The 17,023-nt window shown below is 36.5% G+C and carries 17 protein-coding genes; 11 read left to right on the top strand and 6 right to left on the bottom strand.

The annotated features are described in order from the left end of the window. Positions 1–27: 27 nt before the first annotated feature. A complete protein-coding gene (locus tag NF867_RS06015) occupies positions 28–2,130 on the bottom strand; it encodes a M48 family metallopeptidase (protein ID WP_252586803.1) in 2,103 nt (700 codons plus the stop codon). Positions 2,131–2,217: 87 nt separating this feature from the next. Between NF867_RS06015 and NF867_RS18385 the strand changes: the two genes are divergently transcribed. The 4 genes from NF867_RS18385 to NF867_RS06000 all read left to right on the top strand — a co-directional run bounded on the left by NF867_RS18385 (position 2,218) and on the right by NF867_RS06000 (position 4,979). Then, complete coding sequence (locus tag NF867_RS18385) at positions 2,218–2,523, top strand: DJ-1/PfpI family protein (protein ID WP_279639629.1); 306 nt, start codon at positions 2,218–2,220, stop codon at positions 2,521–2,523. Then, positions 2,504–2,797: a DJ-1/PfpI family protein gene (locus NF867_RS18380; RefSeq protein WP_279639627.1), complete on the top strand. Its 294-nt coding sequence runs from the start codon at positions 2,504–2,506 to the stop codon at positions 2,795–2,797. Before NF867_RS18385 ends, NF867_RS18380 begins: the two co-directional genes overlap by 20 nt. 277 nt (positions 2,798–3,074) lie before the next feature. Further along, positions 3,075–3,674 carry a hypothetical protein gene (locus NF867_RS06005; protein ID WP_252586801.1) on the top strand — a complete coding sequence of 200 codons (600 nt, stop codon included), beginning with the start codon at positions 3,075–3,077 and terminating at the stop codon, positions 3,672–3,674. 159 nt (positions 3,675–3,833) lie between these two features. Further along, a complete protein-coding gene (locus NF867_RS06000) occupies positions 3,834–4,979 on the top strand; it encodes a lactonase family protein (protein ID WP_252586799.1) in 1,146 nt (381 codons plus the stop codon). A gap of 222 nt (positions 4,980–5,201) precedes the next feature. Here the strand turns inward: NF867_RS06000 and NF867_RS05995 are convergent, their stop codons facing one another. Then, positions 5,202–6,338, bottom strand: a complete 1,137-nt coding sequence (locus NF867_RS05995; RefSeq protein ID WP_252586797.1) for a phosphotransferase enzyme family protein — start codon at positions 6,336–6,338, stop codon at positions 5,202–5,204. Between the two features lie 360 nt (positions 6,339–6,698). On the opposite strand from NF867_RS05995, the gene NF867_RS05990 reads away from it, so the two are divergent. Continuing rightward, positions 6,699–8,048 (top strand): Gfo/Idh/MocA family protein, encoded by a 1,350-nt coding sequence (locus tag NF867_RS05990; RefSeq protein WP_252586795.1) that lies wholly within the window; start codon positions 6,699–6,701, stop codon positions 8,046–8,048. A 97-nt stretch (positions 8,049–8,145) separates the two neighbouring features. Continuing rightward, on the top strand, positions 8,146–9,477 hold the full coding sequence (locus NF867_RS05985) for a DUF3472 domain-containing protein (protein ID WP_252586793.1): 1,332 nt from the start codon (positions 8,146–8,148) through the stop codon (positions 9,475–9,477). Positions 9,478–9,614: 137 nt separating this feature from the next. Here NF867_RS05985 and NF867_RS05980 read toward each other — a convergent pair whose 3' ends face one another. Continuing rightward, positions 9,615–10,649 (bottom strand): LacI family DNA-binding transcriptional regulator, encoded by a 1,035-nt coding sequence (locus NF867_RS05980; RefSeq protein WP_252586792.1) that lies wholly within the window; start codon positions 10,647–10,649, stop codon positions 9,615–9,617. A gap of 286 nt (positions 10,650–10,935) precedes the next feature. On the opposite strand from NF867_RS05980, the gene NF867_RS05975 reads away from it, so the two are divergent. From NF867_RS05975 to NF867_RS05955, 5 genes are all read left to right on the top strand, one after another. Next, on the top strand, positions 10,936–12,228 hold the full coding sequence (locus tag NF867_RS05975) for a DEAD/DEAH box helicase (protein ID WP_252586791.1): 1,293 nt from the start codon (positions 10,936–10,938) through the stop codon (positions 12,226–12,228). Between the two features lie 6 nt (positions 12,229–12,234). After that, positions 12,235–12,555 carry a hypothetical protein gene (locus tag NF867_RS05970; RefSeq protein WP_252586789.1) on the top strand — a complete coding sequence of 107 codons (321 nt, stop codon included), beginning with the start codon at positions 12,235–12,237 and terminating at the stop codon, positions 12,553–12,555. A gap of 278 nt (positions 12,556–12,833) precedes the next feature. Then, positions 12,834–14,378 carry an alpha,alpha-trehalase TreF gene (gene treF, locus NF867_RS05965; protein ID WP_252586787.1) on the top strand — a complete coding sequence of 515 codons (1,545 nt, stop codon included), beginning with the start codon at positions 12,834–12,836 and terminating at the stop codon, positions 14,376–14,378. Between the two features lie 98 nt (positions 14,379–14,476). After that, positions 14,477–14,770, top strand: coding sequence for a type II toxin-antitoxin system HigB family toxin (locus NF867_RS05960; RefSeq protein WP_252586785.1), 294 nt, complete (start codon positions 14,477–14,479; stop codon positions 14,768–14,770). A 5-nt stretch (positions 14,771–14,775) separates the two neighbouring features. Beyond that, positions 14,776–15,132 carry a helix-turn-helix domain-containing protein gene (locus NF867_RS05955; protein WP_252586783.1) on the top strand — a complete coding sequence of 119 codons (357 nt, stop codon included), beginning with the start codon at positions 14,776–14,778 and terminating at the stop codon, positions 15,130–15,132. A gap of 244 nt (positions 15,133–15,376) precedes the next feature. Here the strand turns inward: NF867_RS05955 and NF867_RS05950 are convergent, their stop codons facing one another. The 3 genes from NF867_RS05950 to NF867_RS18405 form a co-directional block, all read right to left on the bottom strand. Next, a complete protein-coding gene (locus NF867_RS05950; protein WP_252586781.1) occupies positions 15,377–15,871 on the bottom strand; it encodes a GNAT family N-acetyltransferase in 495 nt (164 codons plus the stop codon). Positions 15,872–15,875: 4 nt separating this feature from the next. Beyond that, entirely contained in the window at positions 15,876–16,166 is a 291-nt protein-coding gene (locus tag NF867_RS05945) for a type II toxin-antitoxin system TacA family antitoxin (RefSeq protein ID WP_252586778.1), read from the bottom strand. A gap of 331 nt (positions 16,167–16,497) precedes the next feature. Beyond that, positions 16,498–16,914 (bottom strand): DKNYY domain-containing protein, encoded by a 417-nt coding sequence (locus NF867_RS18405; RefSeq protein WP_380724584.1) that lies wholly within the window; start codon positions 16,912–16,914, stop codon positions 16,498–16,500. Between the last annotated feature and the right edge of the window lie 109 nt (positions 16,915–17,023).

Genomic DNA, 17,023 nt, shown 5'->3' with positions numbered 1-17,023 from the left:
TTCAAAGCCCTTTGTTGTGAAATTATTTTAGGTAAGAGTATTTTCTTTAATCAAGTCCATTTGAAATGTAAGAAGATTCATCTCTGCTGAGCTTTTTAACTCAAATACCTTTTTTAGAATATCGTTTGTAATTTCAAACCCTTTTTCAAAAACAGCGTTTGATAATTCAGTGGAAGGAAGAGGGATTTCTATTTTATTAGAAAGTAAAAAACAGCTATAGCCATTCAATAAATTTTCAGAGTACGTTTGATTTAGAGATAATTTCTCACTCTCTTCAAATCGTTTTCGTAAAGACATAAGTGCCTTATTTAAAAGATCATTAGCTTTATCTACATCGTCTTGATAATAAGTGCCATTTGCAGATAAATAGTTAATGCAACTGTAAAAAGCTACTAGTACCTTTTTGTACTCATCAACTTCTGATTGAAGTAGCTGGAAGTCTTCATATAAGGCCCTATATAAATCACCTTTTATAATACTCTCGTCAACTGATCTGAAGTAGCAGAATAAAAATGCCTGCTCATCTTTGGCCTGTAAAGCTTCTTTCTGAAGATTCACTTCAGCTTGAAGAATATTTATTGATGCATCAATATCAGATAGATTATATCGAACATTGTCGAACTCATAGAAATCCGTAGAAATTAAACCCTCTTGGATTGCTTTTAATGTTTCCAAATCATTGGAGTTTCTTAAGTATATTCTCCAGTTATTTTCAAAGTCTTCAGTAAATATTTCTTCAAATGTAAATCTTTCACCAGGGGCGGTTAATAATTCATCTAGTTGCAGATTATTTAAAGACCTGTCTAAGTAGAATAAATTGAAGAATTTGTGAAGCGAATAGTTGGCTGGTTCTTTATTAATTTCAGCATTAAAGTCTTCTTTAGTAATTATTGAGAATTCTTTATTAGGGAAAGCAAGTGTATACAGCTTAGATGTAATTTCCTTTTGCAATTGGTCTGCATTTTCGAATAGAAACCAAGGATTTTGATCTGATGAATTATCCTTAAAATTAGTTTGTTGAATATTAGAAGTTCTTTCTTTTAAACTCGGGTGCGTAGCCCATTTGTCATGAAAAGTTACTCGAGGGAATAATAGCTTATTTATAACATCATCGGTTAATATTGGAAGATTATTAATTACGTCGAAGTTGTTTTTCTTGGATCTGATAATCAGTTGTTCGCTAAAATTAGCATACAGATTTTCTGTTTTTTTTCCACCTGACCCAATTTCATTTAATTTACTGATAACATCATTATAGATTATGGCTCCAAATTCCACTCTCCTTAAGGCAGAAATAGAAGTTTGTGAACCTGTAATACTTGCACTCACTAAATCGGCATGATATTCCATTTCCTTTGATAATCTTAGGTAGCGTATGTTTATTGGTTGATAAGCTTTAATTAAGATTCTTCTTATGTAATTGGCTATATGGAAAGTTACACTTGCAAATGAACTGAATATGCTGCCAACATTTGACCACTTAACTAATAAAGTATCCCAGTGATCTTGTTCATATACCATAGAAAATATAATACGATTTACTCGATACACATAGTTTGCTACCCTCATACTTGATTGAGAGAAATGGCCAAATTCATGAGCTAAAATTGCTTTTAACTCCCCTTCATTTAAACAATTAACCAAACCTAACCCGATTTCAAGGTTTTTCTTAACAGGGAAAAATAATGACCAAAACCCAGAATTATAGAATACGCAAGCATTTACATCATGAGAAATAAAAACCTTTTTAGGAAATGTAGTGCCAACCTGTAAGGCAGTCTCATTTATTAGTTTAAAAAGCCTCGGATGTTCCTTTTCGAAAATTTCAACTCTTCCATGATTAATCACTTTTTGATTTTTAAGTATAAATTTAATTGTAAATAGAAATATCATTATACCTAAAGCAATGACCCCTGCTCCGATCAACGCCACAATAAGGTGTATTCCAAGTCCAATTATTGCTAATCCTAAATACCAACACGCTACTGCAAATAATATTGAGGTTAGAATTAGGAAGATGTAACAAAAAATAAAGAGAATAATTGCATTGACGGTAGTAAATACAGTTTTTTTGAAGTTTTGAGATTTTAATAAATTAATGTTTTGAGAATTAGGGTAAATGTTTTCCATTCTTTAAAATGATTTTTTTGCAAGATATTTATATATAGAACATCCACAAATGTTTTATTGAGGCAACTATCTAACTCTGTAGTAATCATGAAAAAAAACATCTTATTCCTTACCGGCGATTTTGCCGAAGATTATGAAACAATGGTTCCTTTTCAAATGCTGACAATGATTGGGCACGAAGTGCATGCGGTTTGTCCTGATAAGAAAAAAGGAGATTATATCACCACTGCCATTCATGATTTTGACGGTTTTCAAACCTATAGCGAAAAGCCGGGACATCGCTTCGTGTTAAATTATTCGTTTGATGATATTGATGTCGCTAAATACGATGCAATAGTTTTAGCAGGAGGGAGGGCTCCGGAATACCTTCGTTTTGAATCCCAAAGTAATTGATTTGGTAACTCACTTTGCCAGTAACAACAAACCAATTGCGGCTATTTGCCATGGTATTCAAATATTAACCGCTGCTAATGTGGTAAAAGGTAAAAAATTAACCGCTTATCCAGCTGTTGGTCCCGAAGTGACATTAGCCGGAGGAACTTTCGTTGATGTGCCTGCTACCGAAGCTGTGGTAGATGGTAACCTTGTTACCTCTCCTGCATGGCCTGGGCATCCAAAATGGATTGCAGCGTTTTTAGAAATATTAGGAACCAAAATTGACCTATAAATCATGTATATATCCTGAAGTTAATATTATTGCTTCAGGATATTTTATTATTAATTGGGAATTAATTACATCGATTGAGGATTAATTGCCGCAATTTTTTGCTTCTCTTAAATCGTTTATTCTCAACCTAAACGTTAAAAATTAGCTTCCGAACTCCTGAACTCGATTTTCAATAATGTGTTGATCCCTTTATGATTATTGGCAGTTAAGTTGTTTCATTTTAAAGCAATTACTCTTTTTCCCCAAAAGAGAATTAAACCATCCAAAAATTAATAAAATGAGTAAAGTAGTAATTCGTATTGCCGCTACGTGTTTATGCTGTCTTAGTATAAACGCCTATGCTGTGGGCTCGCAACACGGTCCCAGTTTACAAAGCCAGTTCGATGCAATTATCGAAAAGGCTAATAATTATCAAGATTATAAAGTTGTTAAAACTGCTTCGCTACGCTATTTGTGGCAAAATGCTAATGACTCATTAGTTAGAGAACGCATACGCAATGCAGCTTCGCTTAAAACAATTGCCAAAAATCAGAAATCAATAGATTCGTTAACACAAGGTTTAAACAAGCAGGAAGCAAGTCTTCTAACTTCCAAATCATTAAATAACTCTATTGGTTTTTTAGGGTTGAACTTTTCGAAATCGGGTTACAACACCTTGATGTGGAGTTTGATTTTAGGTCTTACAGCAGCCTTGGCCTACTTAAGTTTTTTGAACGGAAGCTTCAAAAGAGAAGCGCAATACCGGATTAAATTGTTTGATGACTTAACAGAAGAGTTTAAACATTATCGAATCAAGTCAAACGATAAAGAAAAACGCCTTGCTCGCGAACTTCAAACTGAACGCAATAAGCTGGAAGAAATGTTGGCGGGAAATTAACGGAATTCGCTCTATAAACAATTAGAAGGGCAGCAGTGGCTATTAACTGCTGCTTTTATTTTTTAGTAATAGATTAATTATATGAATTTTAGGAAAAAGATAAATGCGTTAAACTTAATTTATCATTTATATTATATTTAGCGGATCAATTTAGTTCGTATGAATTTAGCAGTTAAAAAATCACTTTTCCTATTCTTATTATTCCTTTTTTCATTAGTTCAGGTTAAAGCGCAGGCTCCTGCAGCTGATTACTTTTTATTGGTAGGCACTTATACCGATACGAAAAGCGAAGGGATTTATGTTTATCGATTCAATCCCGTTACTAATAAGTTTACCTATGTTAGTACTGCCAAAGCTGAAAATCCTTCGTATTTGGCTATTTCACCAAATAAAAAAATTGTTTATGCAGTAAATGAAAATGGTGACAATAAAGGCACAATAAGTTCATTTACTTTCAATAATAAAACCGGTGCTTTAAAACAAGTGAGCAAGCAGCCAACCAATGGCAGCCACCCTTGTTACGTTGATGTAGATGCATCAGGAAAAAATGTAGTAGCCACCAATTATAGCAGCGGCGATTTTGTAATGTACAAATCCAGTGGCGACGGTTCATTAACTCCGGCGGTACAAACCATAAAAGATGAAGGCAGTGGAGCTGTTGCTGATCGTCAGGAAGGCCCACATGTGCACAGTGCGCAGTTTTCGCCTGATGGTAGCTTTGTTTTTGTTGCCGATTTGGGTAACGATCGTTTATACAAATACAATTTTTATCCTGAAAGCCCTTCAGAAGTATTAACGCCTGGAGCGCCTGCTTTTTACTCACTGCCGGCAGGTTCTGGTCCTCGCCATTTTGCATTTCATCCAAATAGAAAATATTGCTATTTATTGAATGAGCTAAGCGGAAAACTTGTTGCTTATAGCTATGCTCAAGGCGAATTAAAAGAATTGCAATCGGTAGCTTCGGATAAAACTGCCGGAGAGAACAATAAAGGTTGTGCTGATATTCACTTAACGCCTAATGGTAAGTTTTTATATACCACTAATCGTGTTACCAGCAATGAGATTGTAGCTTATAAGGTAGAGGTTGATGGAAAGCTAACGGAAGTTGCCCGCTACAAAACCGGAACTCACCCTCGCAACTTTGTTATAGATCCATCGGGTAAGTTTTTATTGGTTGCCAATAGAGACAGCAATAGTATTGTGCTTTATAAAATTAACCAGGAAACCGGTAAACTGGATGATACAAAGGTTAGTTTAACTGTTGATAAGCCTGTTTGTTTAAAAATGATCAGAACTGTTAAATAATTTTGGCAAAGACCTGTAAAAGTAAAGGCGTCCCGAGAGATCGAGACGCCTTTTTTAGTTATTTAATTTAGAATTTATCGATTTGATATGCGAATAAGCATTGTTTACCATGCATGAAAACCGTTTTATAATGATCAGAATTGCCAGATAATTTCTATAGGACAATCAATAAAAATAAAAGCGTCCTGGTTTTCAGGACGCTTTTTACTAGGTTTAGGTATATTAAGAAATTTGTGCTATTTCTGATTTAATTTCAGAATAAACTGTATTAACAATGTCTGAAAGCTCTGCTGCATGCGCTTCAATTTCTTTAAGGAGTTTAATTTGCGCTTTGGTGCGTTGCAGATTATGTTCTTTGAAGCTGATCTTATAATAAACATCACCTTCGAGGTAATCTGTTAAAAAGCGAACCGACTGCATGTATGGGATAAGCAATACGCCATGCATCAATGATTCAACTTCAATATCTGTTAAAAAATGATGAGCTTCTTTTAAATAGCCTTTGGCGTAAGCCTCAAACAAGTGAATATTCAGCTTTATTTTATCGAGTTCTTTTTCGTCTTCGGCAGCCGAATTAATAATTGTACGAATAGCATCGCCAAAATCGTAAGCTACAAATCCAGGCATAACCGTATCTAAATCAATAACACATTGGACTTCGTCATTTTTATTGAGCAATACGTTATTGAACTTGGTGTCATTATGAGTTATACGCAGTGGAAGTTTACCCAGTCTTCCTAACTTTAAGATGGTTTTCATCTGCTCTGTCCGCGCGTTGATATATTCAATTTCTTCTGAAACAGTATGCTTCCTAGCTGCACTATCATTCTCTAAAGCCTGATAAAATCGATTTAAGCGCATCTCAATGTTATGGAAGTTTGGTATGGTTTCAGTTAGCAAACTGGCATCCATATCGGCAAGCATTGCCTGAAAACGTCCAAATGCTTTTCCTCCTTCATTAGCCTGAACCTCTTTTTCAACCAGATCGTAGCTGTTGGTGTCATTTATAAAATGAAAAACCCGCCAATAATTGCCGTCTTCATCTTTATAGAATAACTCACCGTCATGTAATGGGACAATTGTAAGAACTTCTGTTGCTGCTGCTGCTGTTGAAAGTTTCGATTTTAGATGATCAATTACCAACTGGATGTTTTTCATCAAATCAGGAACATTGGTGAAAATGCTATGATTTATCCGTTGTAACAGATAATTCGGTGATAAATCGTCTTCGTTTTTCAGGAAATAAGTATCATTAATATGGCCTGACCCATATGGTTTAATTCCGATAATCCTTCCTTCTAAATTAAAACGATCAATGATCGCTTCAATATTCCTCGGTGCTTGTTGGTTTAAGTTCATGTACTACACGTTTTGTAATGAGCAAGCGTACTCTGAAAAACACAGCTTGATAAATTTAAGTATTCTTAACTCAAATCCGGGTACAGGTACCCGGGCCTTTGAAATTGCGTAATCGGTTAAATCTTTACATTTTTAGATTCATTTGTTTGAACAGGAGGTCTAAAGGCCTTAAAAACAAATTGAATGTGGTGCCAAGATGCATATTTGAATTATATCTACAAGGGGGGAGGAGCAAGGCAAACGTTTGCGGAATTTTTTATTTTTTTAGACAAACGTTTGCGTAAAATATTTCGGATTTCAATTTTATATGTTTGCTTTCGAGCTGTTCTGAAAAGCTTCAACCAACAAATTGATTATTATATGCTTCGTAGAGATTTTATAAGGAATACCGCAATTGCCGCAGCTGGCATTAGTATTCTTCCATCGAGAGTGATTTTTGGGAAAGACACTGACAAAGTTCGATTAGGCTATATTGGAGTAGGTGCCAGAGGGCAAAATCACATTCAGGAAGGCCTTTTACGTAATGATGTTGAAATAGTAGCTATTTGCGATTTACAGGAATGGGCGCTGAGTGGTACCCGCGAATTGTTTAAAAAGGCAGGTAAAAAATTACCGGTTGAGTATACAGGCGGTTTAGATGCTTATAAAAAACTTATTGGACGTAAGGATATAGATGCAGTTATTATTTCCACCCCATGGCAATTTCATAAAGATCAGGCAATTGATGCCATGAAGGCTGGGAAATATGTAGGATGTGAAGTAATTGCTGGTTTAACCGTGCAAGATCACTGGGATATTGTAGACACTTCTGAGAAAACCGGAATGCCTTACATGACCTTGGAAAATGTTTGTTATCGCAGGGATGTGATGGCAGCCTTAAACATGGTTCGCCAGGGATTATTTGGTGAGATTGTGCACTTAGAAGGTGGTTACCAACATGACCTACGCCACGTATTGTTTAACGACGGTAAATCATGGTATGGAAAAGGGGTAAAATACGGCGCTGATGCTATTAGTGAAGCACAATGGCGTACCCAGTTTAATATCGACCGTCAGGGAGATATTTATCCAACGCATGGTGCAGGTCCGATGATGCAGATGGTAGACATTAACAGAGGTAATCGTTTTACTAACCTGGTTTCGTTTGCATCGAAAGCAAGAGGACTAGGTGCATATGTTGAGGAATTGGCTCCTGGAAACCCTGCGGCTAAACTTAACTACAAGAACGGAGATATTATTACCACAGTACTTAATTGTGCTAACGGTGAAACATTATTATTAAGCCATGATACGCACTTACCTCGCCCTTATTCATTAGGTTTCAGAGTTCAGGGAACCAAAGGAATTTGGATGGATGTGAACAAATCGGTTTATATCGAAGGTCAGTCTCAAAATTATGACCAGTGGGATGCCGCTAAAGATTGGTTTACTAAATACGATCACCCACTTTGGAAAAAATATGAGAAAGAAGCTGAAGGTGCTGGTCACGGAGGTATGGATTGGTTCGTATTCAACGCCTTTGTTGAATCTGTAAAACAGAAGAAACAAACCCCAATTGATGTGTATGATTCTGTAACGATGAGTGTGATTATGCCACTTTCTGAAAAATCAATTAATGAAGGTAATACTCCACAAGAATTCCCTGACTTTACTCGTGGTAAATGGCAGACTAAAAAGAATGTTTTTGCACTAGATGATAGTGGTTTTTAATAGTTAAATTGAGTTGAATTGAATTGAATTGGCATCCGGAAGGGGGGAAACCTTCCGGATGTTTTTCTCTTTTTCCCTTTCTCTTCCATCAAAAAACATGAAAATTTTAACAAGTATAAGGCTAGCTGCACTTGTAGCGCTCGCTTTAACGTGCACTAGCAACCTTAAAATTAAGGCTGCAACAAATGATCCTACAGTTTCTATTCCATTGGGAGGAAATGCCTGGGTTACAAATAATCATGTGATTAAAGGAGAGGAGGCGGTGATTACTGATGAAGGTATTGTAAACTGGAAATCAGCAAAAAGTATTATTACATCCTATGTTTATGTCGAAAAACCTGGAGTATTTGATATCTCGTTGAAAATTAGGGTTAAAGACGGAGTTTCAAAAATAAAATTGGAGGCTGCCAGCTCCTCTACGATACTCGAAGCAACTAATCATTCATACGATTTGCGGAAAGTAAGTACAATTGGATTTAAAAAGGCCGGCTATTATACCATTAAACTTCAGGGTATTACTAAAACGGGTGAAACATTTGCTGAAGTTTCTGACATTATTTTAAGTGGAACCTCCGCCAATGACGGACTGGCTTTTACCAAGAACAATGACGGTAATTATTTTCATTGGGGAAGGAGAGGGCCTTCGGTTCATTTAAATTACAATGTACCTGAAACGGCAAAAGATCAAATCGAATGGTTTTACTCTGAAATTACTGTTCCGAAAGGAAAAGATCCCATTGGTTCATATTATATGGCTAATGGATTTAAAGAAGGTTATTTTGGAATACAGGTAAACTCCCCAACAGAACGAAGAGTGTTGTTTTCAGTTTGGAGCCCTTTTCATACCGATGATCCAAAGAGCATTCCAGACAGTATGAAAATTGTTTTACTTAAAAAAGGCATGAATGTGAGGAGTGGGGAATTTGGAAACGAAGGCTCTGGTGGTCAAAGTTATATGCGTTATAACTGGGAAGCTGGTAAAACGTATAAATTTCTTACACATGTTAAACCGGTGGATCAGTCGCATACAGAGTACACTTCTTACTTCTTCGATGTAGAACATAATAAATGGTTGTTGCTAGCGAGTTTTAAACGTCCTCAAACGCATACATACTTAAAGAGTCCTCATTCTTTTCTCGAAAATTTCGATCCCAATAAAGGTAATGTTGATCGATTGGCAAATTACGGTAATCAATGGGTGAGAGATGTAAATGGAAAGTGGTATGAAATTACTGAGGCTCGATTGTCAGGTGATGCAACGGCTAGAAATGGATATAGAAGAGATTTTGCGGGAGGATTGAGCAAAAGCAATGCTTCTTTTTATATGCGAAATGGCGGTTTTTTCAATGAGTCGGTTGCTTTAGATCAAAAGTTTACCAGAAAGCCGATGAACAAAACACCCAATATTGATTTTAATGCCTTACCATAGGTTTTGTTAAAAGTATTCGACCACTGACAACTAGTGATAATTGCAAATAGTTAGGTTGAATTGAATAAAATGTAGGTTCCCAAATCTACATAAGTTTGAATTTGATTGGTCAGAGCCAGCTAGTAGCCGGCTCTTTTTTATAAATGCTTTATCAATTCTGAGTCAAAAATTATCTGCTGATTACTCAAAGGTTCTTTTGATTCATCATCTGTTGAGGGCTGAGACTCGATGAACGAGAATAAAATTTCAGATGCCTTTTCTCCCTGCCTGTATGGGAACTGCTCAATAGAGGCTAAAGGACGGTTATCCATATATTCCCAAATTGGCAAATTGGCGAAGCTTACAATACAAACATCTTTATTTATTACAAGCCCTTGTTTTTTTGCTATTGCAATGGCATCTAAGGCTACATAATCGTTAAAGGTAATAATTGCTGTAGGACGGTCTTTTAATTCAAGCAGAGAGTTGGTCGCCTGCTGGTTACTTTCTTTTGAAAGTGTCGATGAAACCATTAGTTTATCATCCGGTTGTATATTGTTTCCCACCAAGCCTTTCAGATAGGTTTCTTTACGCTGGTTGCTGGCAATTAATTGGTCTGGTCCATTAATCAATCCTATTTTTCGGTGCCCTTGCTCTATTAGTAAGTTCAAGGCCTGTAATAAACCGCTTTCCAGATTACATGCTACATAGTTGATGTTTTCTTTTTCGGGAATACGGTCAAAAAAAACAATTGGGATCCTATATTTAGCTAGCTGGTCAAAATGATCATAATTTTCAGTGTTCTTGGTAATTGAAACGATCATTCCGTCAACCCGGTGAGTCTTCATGGTTTCGATGATGCGTTTTTCCCGTTCAGGGTCATCAAGTGATTGGCCCAATAACACGTTGTAATTTTTGGTGCCTGCAAAGTTTTCAATGCCACTAATTGCCGCCGAAAAGAAAGCCTCTGATAAGTTGGGCAACAATACGCCAATGGTATAGGTTTTACGCTGTTTAAAAGAAATGGCTGTATGGTTGGGTTCGTAACCCATCTCATCGGCTAATTTATGAACACGGTAAGTGGTAATATAGCCAATGCTCGGATGATTATGTAAAGCTCTTGAAACGGTGGAAGTGGAAACCTTCAATCGTTTGGCAATTTCTTTAATGGTTGGAAGTTTGTCGCGCTGCATTTTTATGAGTACCTCTTTTAATTGCTCTAATAGACCTTTAAACTCATTAGAGAATTGAAAATTAACATTTCTTTTACTATTGCTTAATATAAATATTCAAATAGTTTAGTCAGTCCACGTTAAATAGCTGTATCTGTTCTAATTACCACAGGTTTTATGTAAACTGAACATATAAAATGCGATTTTCGAGCTAGAATTCAACAGCATTCATTATTAATTAATTAAATCCGTATTTACCTTAATAAGTTCAGTATTTTTACAGCCTTAAGATTAAATAGAGAATCACGTGTCGTTAGATAAATTAAAACTAAGTAAACCACTGGCGTCAGCAATGATTGATGCCGGATTTACAGTTGCCCGTCCAATTCAGGAAAAAGTTGTTTCGCGCATCATTGGCGGACAGGATATAATTGCATTGGCTCCAGAGGGTAGCGGTAAAACCACCGCCTACATTATTGGTATCTTGCTAAAACTGAGATATCCTATTGACGAACCTCCTCGGGCACTTGTTTTAGTTCCAAACGCCGAACAAATAACTGAGGTTGTTGAGCAATTTCAGCTGTTGAATAAAAACAAGCTGGTTATTCATGGATGCTTACCAACCGGAGGTATTCAGTCACAGATAAATAACATAGCCGATGGTTGCGATGTGGTGGTAACCACCCCCGATAGGGCCAAGGCTTTGTATATGAAGGCTGGAATTAATGCAAATAAGGTTCAGGTAATGGTGATTGATAATGCCGATCAGATGATTAAAAATGGCATGCAATTACCTATTTATGAATTAGGCAGAGGCTTTTTAAAATGCCAGCATTTGGTGTTTACCGAAGTGATGCACGATAAGTTGAATAATCTGCTGGAACCGTTTATGAAATTACCGGCAACAATAGAGGTTACCGAGCTTCCAAAACCTTCTGTTGAAACCATTGAGCAGATCTTATATCACGTTCCTAATTATAAGACTAAACTTAACCTGCTCAATTTGCTGATGAGTGATGATGAGTATTTTACCAAGGTTATCGTTTTTGTAAATACCCGCTTTACAGCTCAAAAGTTGTTTAAAAGCTTAGATAAAAGAATTCCAGGGGCAGTAGCTTTGCTGAAGCCCATGTTTTTTGATCTTCCAGGGTTTAAAAATATCAATGATTTTAAGGCCGCTGAGGTGTTTCGGGTGTTTATTGTTTCAAATGAAGATGAGGTGGAAGAGGATTTAAGCGGAATTCCATTCATTTTACATTTTGACTTGCCGGAAGAAAAGAAAGTATTCATTGATCGAGTTGTGAAGCCTGCTACTGATGAGGAAGTTATCGCTCTAACTTTTTCTACAGATATTGAATTAACCCTGATCAATAAGATTGAGCAAACTGTTGGTAAGAAAATGGAACTGGTAGACTTGCCTGCCGGTTTGATCATTGAGAATAATCCAAATAAAGAAAAGGCGGCTCAGAAGAAGGAACAACGGAAAAAAGAGGAAGAAGAATTTATTGGAACTGCATTCCATGAAAAAAAAGCAAAGAATGCGAAGGATTACAATTTCAGTTCGAAAGAAAAGGCTAAAATGAAATATAAGTACAGGTAATAGGGTATGCCAGATAGCGAAGACTACCATCAATTACTGCAGTTCAGCACCCGCGATTTAAGTGTGACAGAGCCCAATTTGCCTGTCTTTAATTCACCGGAAGAACAGTTTCAACAGTTGCGAAAACTGATAATTGAACGAATTACAGTGTTAATGGACAGTAACTTTTCTACATTAATAAATTTATTGTATCGGGCCGATGTAGATGAGTTCAAACTCAAAAAAGCATTGGCCGAAAATCCTGATAATCCTGCCGAAGTAATAGCTGATGCTTACATCCAGCGTCAGCTTCAAAAAATAGAAACCCGTAAGAAATACCGAAAGTAAAATCGGTTGAAATGGGCTATCTTTAATAGAATCTTTTCGAAAAGTACGATTAATTACAGAATTGTCACGCTAAGGGAAGTAGAAGCGTTTTGGGTTATAAGCCTTCGACTTCGTTCAGGCTGACGCTTCAATTCGTCTAAACTGATTATATCTGATTATCGGCTGAATAACCTAACTTTAATGGGATCTCTATATAATCGTGTGATTTAATTAATGAATAGTCACGCTGAGCGCAGTCGAAGCGTTTCCAAGCATTTAGCATTCTAATTATAGTCAGCATGGTCAACTTTCGGAAAAGAAGTATACTGCTATTCATTCACTTGCTGTTTCTTCTTATCGGGCAGTGCTTTGCACAGTATATTCCCGACCGTGATTTAAAGGAACTTTTTAGAGATGTTCAACTTCAGAAAGTATTTGCCGATTCTAAAACCTTTGCCGATTCTTCTCCCATTAACTCCTCCGATTCAATTCTAAAAGCCTATAGAGTAGCCAAACAACAACCGGGATTCGATCTTAAATTGTTTGTTGAAAAATGCTTTACACTACCTCCAAACAAAACTGATTTTCAAACCAAGAGCTCATTTCCACCTATTGACGATCATTTACAGGAATTATGGAAAGTACTTGAACGTCATCAATCGAGCTCTATAGGAACTCTCATCGGATTGCCTAAACCCTACATTGTTCCTGGTGGGCGGTTCAATGAGATTTACTATTGGGATAGCTACTTTACCATGCTGGGTTTAAGGGCATCGGGAAGAGTAGATCTAATTGAAAACATGGTGGATAATTTTGCTTTTCTGATCGATCAATACGGCCATATTCCAAACGGAAACCGCACTTATTATTTAAGCCGGTCACAACAGCCTTATTTTTCACTGATGGTTGAACTGTTAGCAGAAATGAAAGGCGCCTCGATATATGAAAAATACCTTCCGCAGTTATTAGCGGAGTATACCTTTTGGATGAAGGGATCAGAGCAATCAAAAACAATTAACAGGGTAGTGAAATTACCAGACGGAAACACCTTAAACCGTTATTGGGATGAAGTGGCAACTCCAAGGGCCGAATCTTATCGCGAAGATGTAGAGTTGGCCAAAGAAAGCAAAAAACCTGAAGTTCTCTATCGGAATATCCGCGCAGCTTGTGAATCGGGCTGGGATTTTAGCAGCCGTTGGTTTAAAGATGGAATAAGTTTAGGCTCCATCCATACCACCGAAATAGTCCCTGTTGATCTGAATTGCCTTTTAGTTCAGTTGGAAACGACGATCTCAAAAGCTTATCAACAAAAAGGAGAAACTACGAAAGCCTCGTTGTTTACCCAAAAGGCTGAAAAGCGAAGGAAAGCGATTCTGAAATATTGTTGGAGTGAGAAGTTAGGGTTCTTCATGGATTATGATTTTATAGAACAAAGACCGACTTCAACATTTACACTCGCCGGCTTGTTTCCCCTGTTTTTTAAAATAGCTAACCCTCAACAGGCGACTCAAGTTGCCAATAAAGTAAAGCGCTACTTTTTGCTTCATGGAGGGCTTGTAACCACCGTCACGCTTAGCTCTCAGCAATGGGATGCGCCCAATGGCTGGGCTCCTTTGCAATGGATCGGTTATAAAGGATTAAAAAATTACGATCAGAACGCATTGGCTGATTCTATAAAAGTGAGATGGATCCGGACGGTTGAACGTCAATATTACCAATCTGGTAAGTTGCTGGAAAAGTATAATGTGCTATATCCTGAAATTCCCGGCGGAGGCGGAGAATATCCAACTCAGGATGGTTTCGGTTGGACAAATGGCGTGTATCTGCAAATGAAAAAGGAATAGCTATAATAGTTGCAAAGAGTAGAAAGGTATTGGATAAAAGAAAATAAACATTCCCTTTTTGGGAACTTTTTCTATCTTTGAATTAAAACTGAAAATAATTGAGAGTAATTGCTAAGAAATCGCTCAGAGACTTTTGGGAGAAACACGCGGACAGTGAGCAACAATTGAAAGCTTGGTATCTGGAAGCGGAAGGGGCATCGTGGCAAAATCCAAATGAAATCAAAAAGGATTATCCGAGTGCCAGCATTATCGGAGACAATCGGGTGGTTTTTAATATAAAAGGAAATAATTATCGTTTGATTGTAAAAATCAACTATGATTATAAGATGGTATGGATTCGGTTTGTTGGAACTCACGCCGAATATGACAAAATAAATGCGACTGAAATCTGAAGACAATGAATATTAAACCAATTAAATCTGAAAAGGATTATAATGATGCAATGAAAAGGCTTGAATTTCTTTTTGATGCAAAAAAAGGTTCTCCGGAAGGAGATGAATTGGAAATTCTTGGAATTCTGATTGATCAATTTGAAAGGGAGCATTTTCCTGTCGGGTTACCCGATCCGGTTGAAGCCATTAAATTCAGAATGGAGCAATTGAATTACAGCCAGACGGATTTGGCAAAAATCATTGGGTTAAAGAGCCGCGCCAGCGAAATTCTGAATAAGAAAAGAAAATTATCCTTAGAAATGATAAGGCAACTTCACGAAAAATTGAATATCCCAACTGATGTTTTAATTCAAACCTATTAAAAGAATAATTAACCACTGAGTAACACGAAAGTTAAACTCTGAGAAACACTGTGCAACTCTGTGGTTAATTTTGAACAAATGTTTTTGAAGCATTTGATTGCTCAATCAGCACAATGAAATTGTTAAACTCTAAAATGTCGGTAGTCATTTTTACTGGGAGTGCAATTCGATGAAAATCTTAGTTTCTTAATCAGATCGAATTTAAGGAAAAGTTGGCCGGTAATTTAGAACAAGAATGCTCGTGTTAACCGAATAGCTCTTTTAGCGTTTGTATAACGATGAACATTTTTTCACTGTCCGGAAGTTTTATGAAATCATATTTTTCGTAAAATGATTCTGCTTCTTTGTCTATAGGGTCAACAACTACTGCAAATGAGCCGATCTCTTGTGAAACCTCGTAACTTCTTTTAAGTGCATCAATCAGTAATATTTTTCCAATTCCTTTTCCTTGATATTTTTTATCAATTGCTAATCTTCCAAGTAGCGTAGTTGGAATTGATAAATAAGATTTTGGAAGTTTCTTTTGAATAGGTTCGGGAAAACTGTTTAGTGGAATGCTGTTATTTGAAAGCGTGTAATATCCTTGAATATTCATTGTTTGACTTTCGGTCAATACAAAGCAAACAGACAATTTTCGTTTTATGTCTTGTCCTGCTTGATTTTTCAGGTAGTTATTTAGTAGCTCGTTACCGCAGTCAAAATCCTCTCGATTGTGCTTATTGTTTAATAGCTCAATCATTATGCTATTTTGAATTTGAGATGAAAGCGTTATAATCTTCCAAAGCCTTTTTCAAAGCTTCTGAAGGTTTCTTAGGATTTGTAATTGCATCGAAAAAAAGTTCACTATCTCTTTCAGAAGCAATTATTTGTTCTTTTTCTTTGATTATTTCCATCGCTTTTTCTTGAGCAGAGAGAATAATAAAGTCTGTTAGATTTCTAAAACCGCCTAAATAAGCTGCTTTCTCAAAGAATTGTTTTTGTTCTTTGGAAAGTCTTGCGTCAAATCTTGCTTGTTCTTTGATGGTTGCACTCATAACTTCAAAAGTTTTAATAAATGTACGTAAAAAATCTGTACGTATTGTTTGGAAGTTGTTGCGCCTAGTGTAAGCAATTTACTCCGAAGCAACAATTAGGGAGTAATAGTTTTCGGTCAGATGTAGTCTTTCGTTTATCAGTTCTTTTGATCGTTGGGCGAACACTTAAAAGCGCTAGGTTTCAAGAATACGATGTTGTTAGTTGTTATTTTCGCGCCCGTAGTTCACCAAAGGCTTTTGTTTTTTCGTCAAATAAGTAAATAATGGGCTTGCAATACGAGCAATCAAAATAGAAACCATTTGAGTCAGGAGGGTTACTAGGGTGTTTTATTTATTCAATTGGTTCTCCATTGAAATATTTTCTATTCTTATCCTTCGCATCAATGGTATCTAGGTTTAGGAGTGTGAATGTTTTAGGATCAGCACCTTTAATTTTTTGCAATCCGTAATAAACATTTTTATCATCTGTAAAATAGCAATCACCACAATTCCAACAACCTCGTTTTGGATTCAAGACTTTAATCGTCTTAGGATCGGCTCCGTCTATTTTAGAAAAATCCTCAGGTGGTCCACCATAAAAAACAGATTTTTTGTCTGTTCCACCAGCAATACTATCAAAAGGAATAAATGTTTTAGGATCTGCTCCAATAACCTCAACCGGATAATTTCCATCTGAATTACCCCACCATAAATAGACTTTCCCTTTGGTTATAAAATATCCATCTTTTACTGTTCGAAATGTTTCCAAATCAAAGTCCGTTATGTCTTTAAAGTATTGGGTGGTGAGTAAAGTATCCTCACTTATCGGTCTGAAACAGGCGGTCAATAGGTAAAGCTTGTTTTTATTATCCTTGTAT

It is taken from the genome of Solitalea agri (assembly GCF_023914155.1).
GTDB classification, from domain to species: Bacteria; Bacteroidota; Bacteroidia; order Sphingobacteriales; family Sphingobacteriaceae; genus Solitalea; species Solitalea agri.
This window is presented reverse-complemented; position numbering and strand designations above follow the sequence as displayed.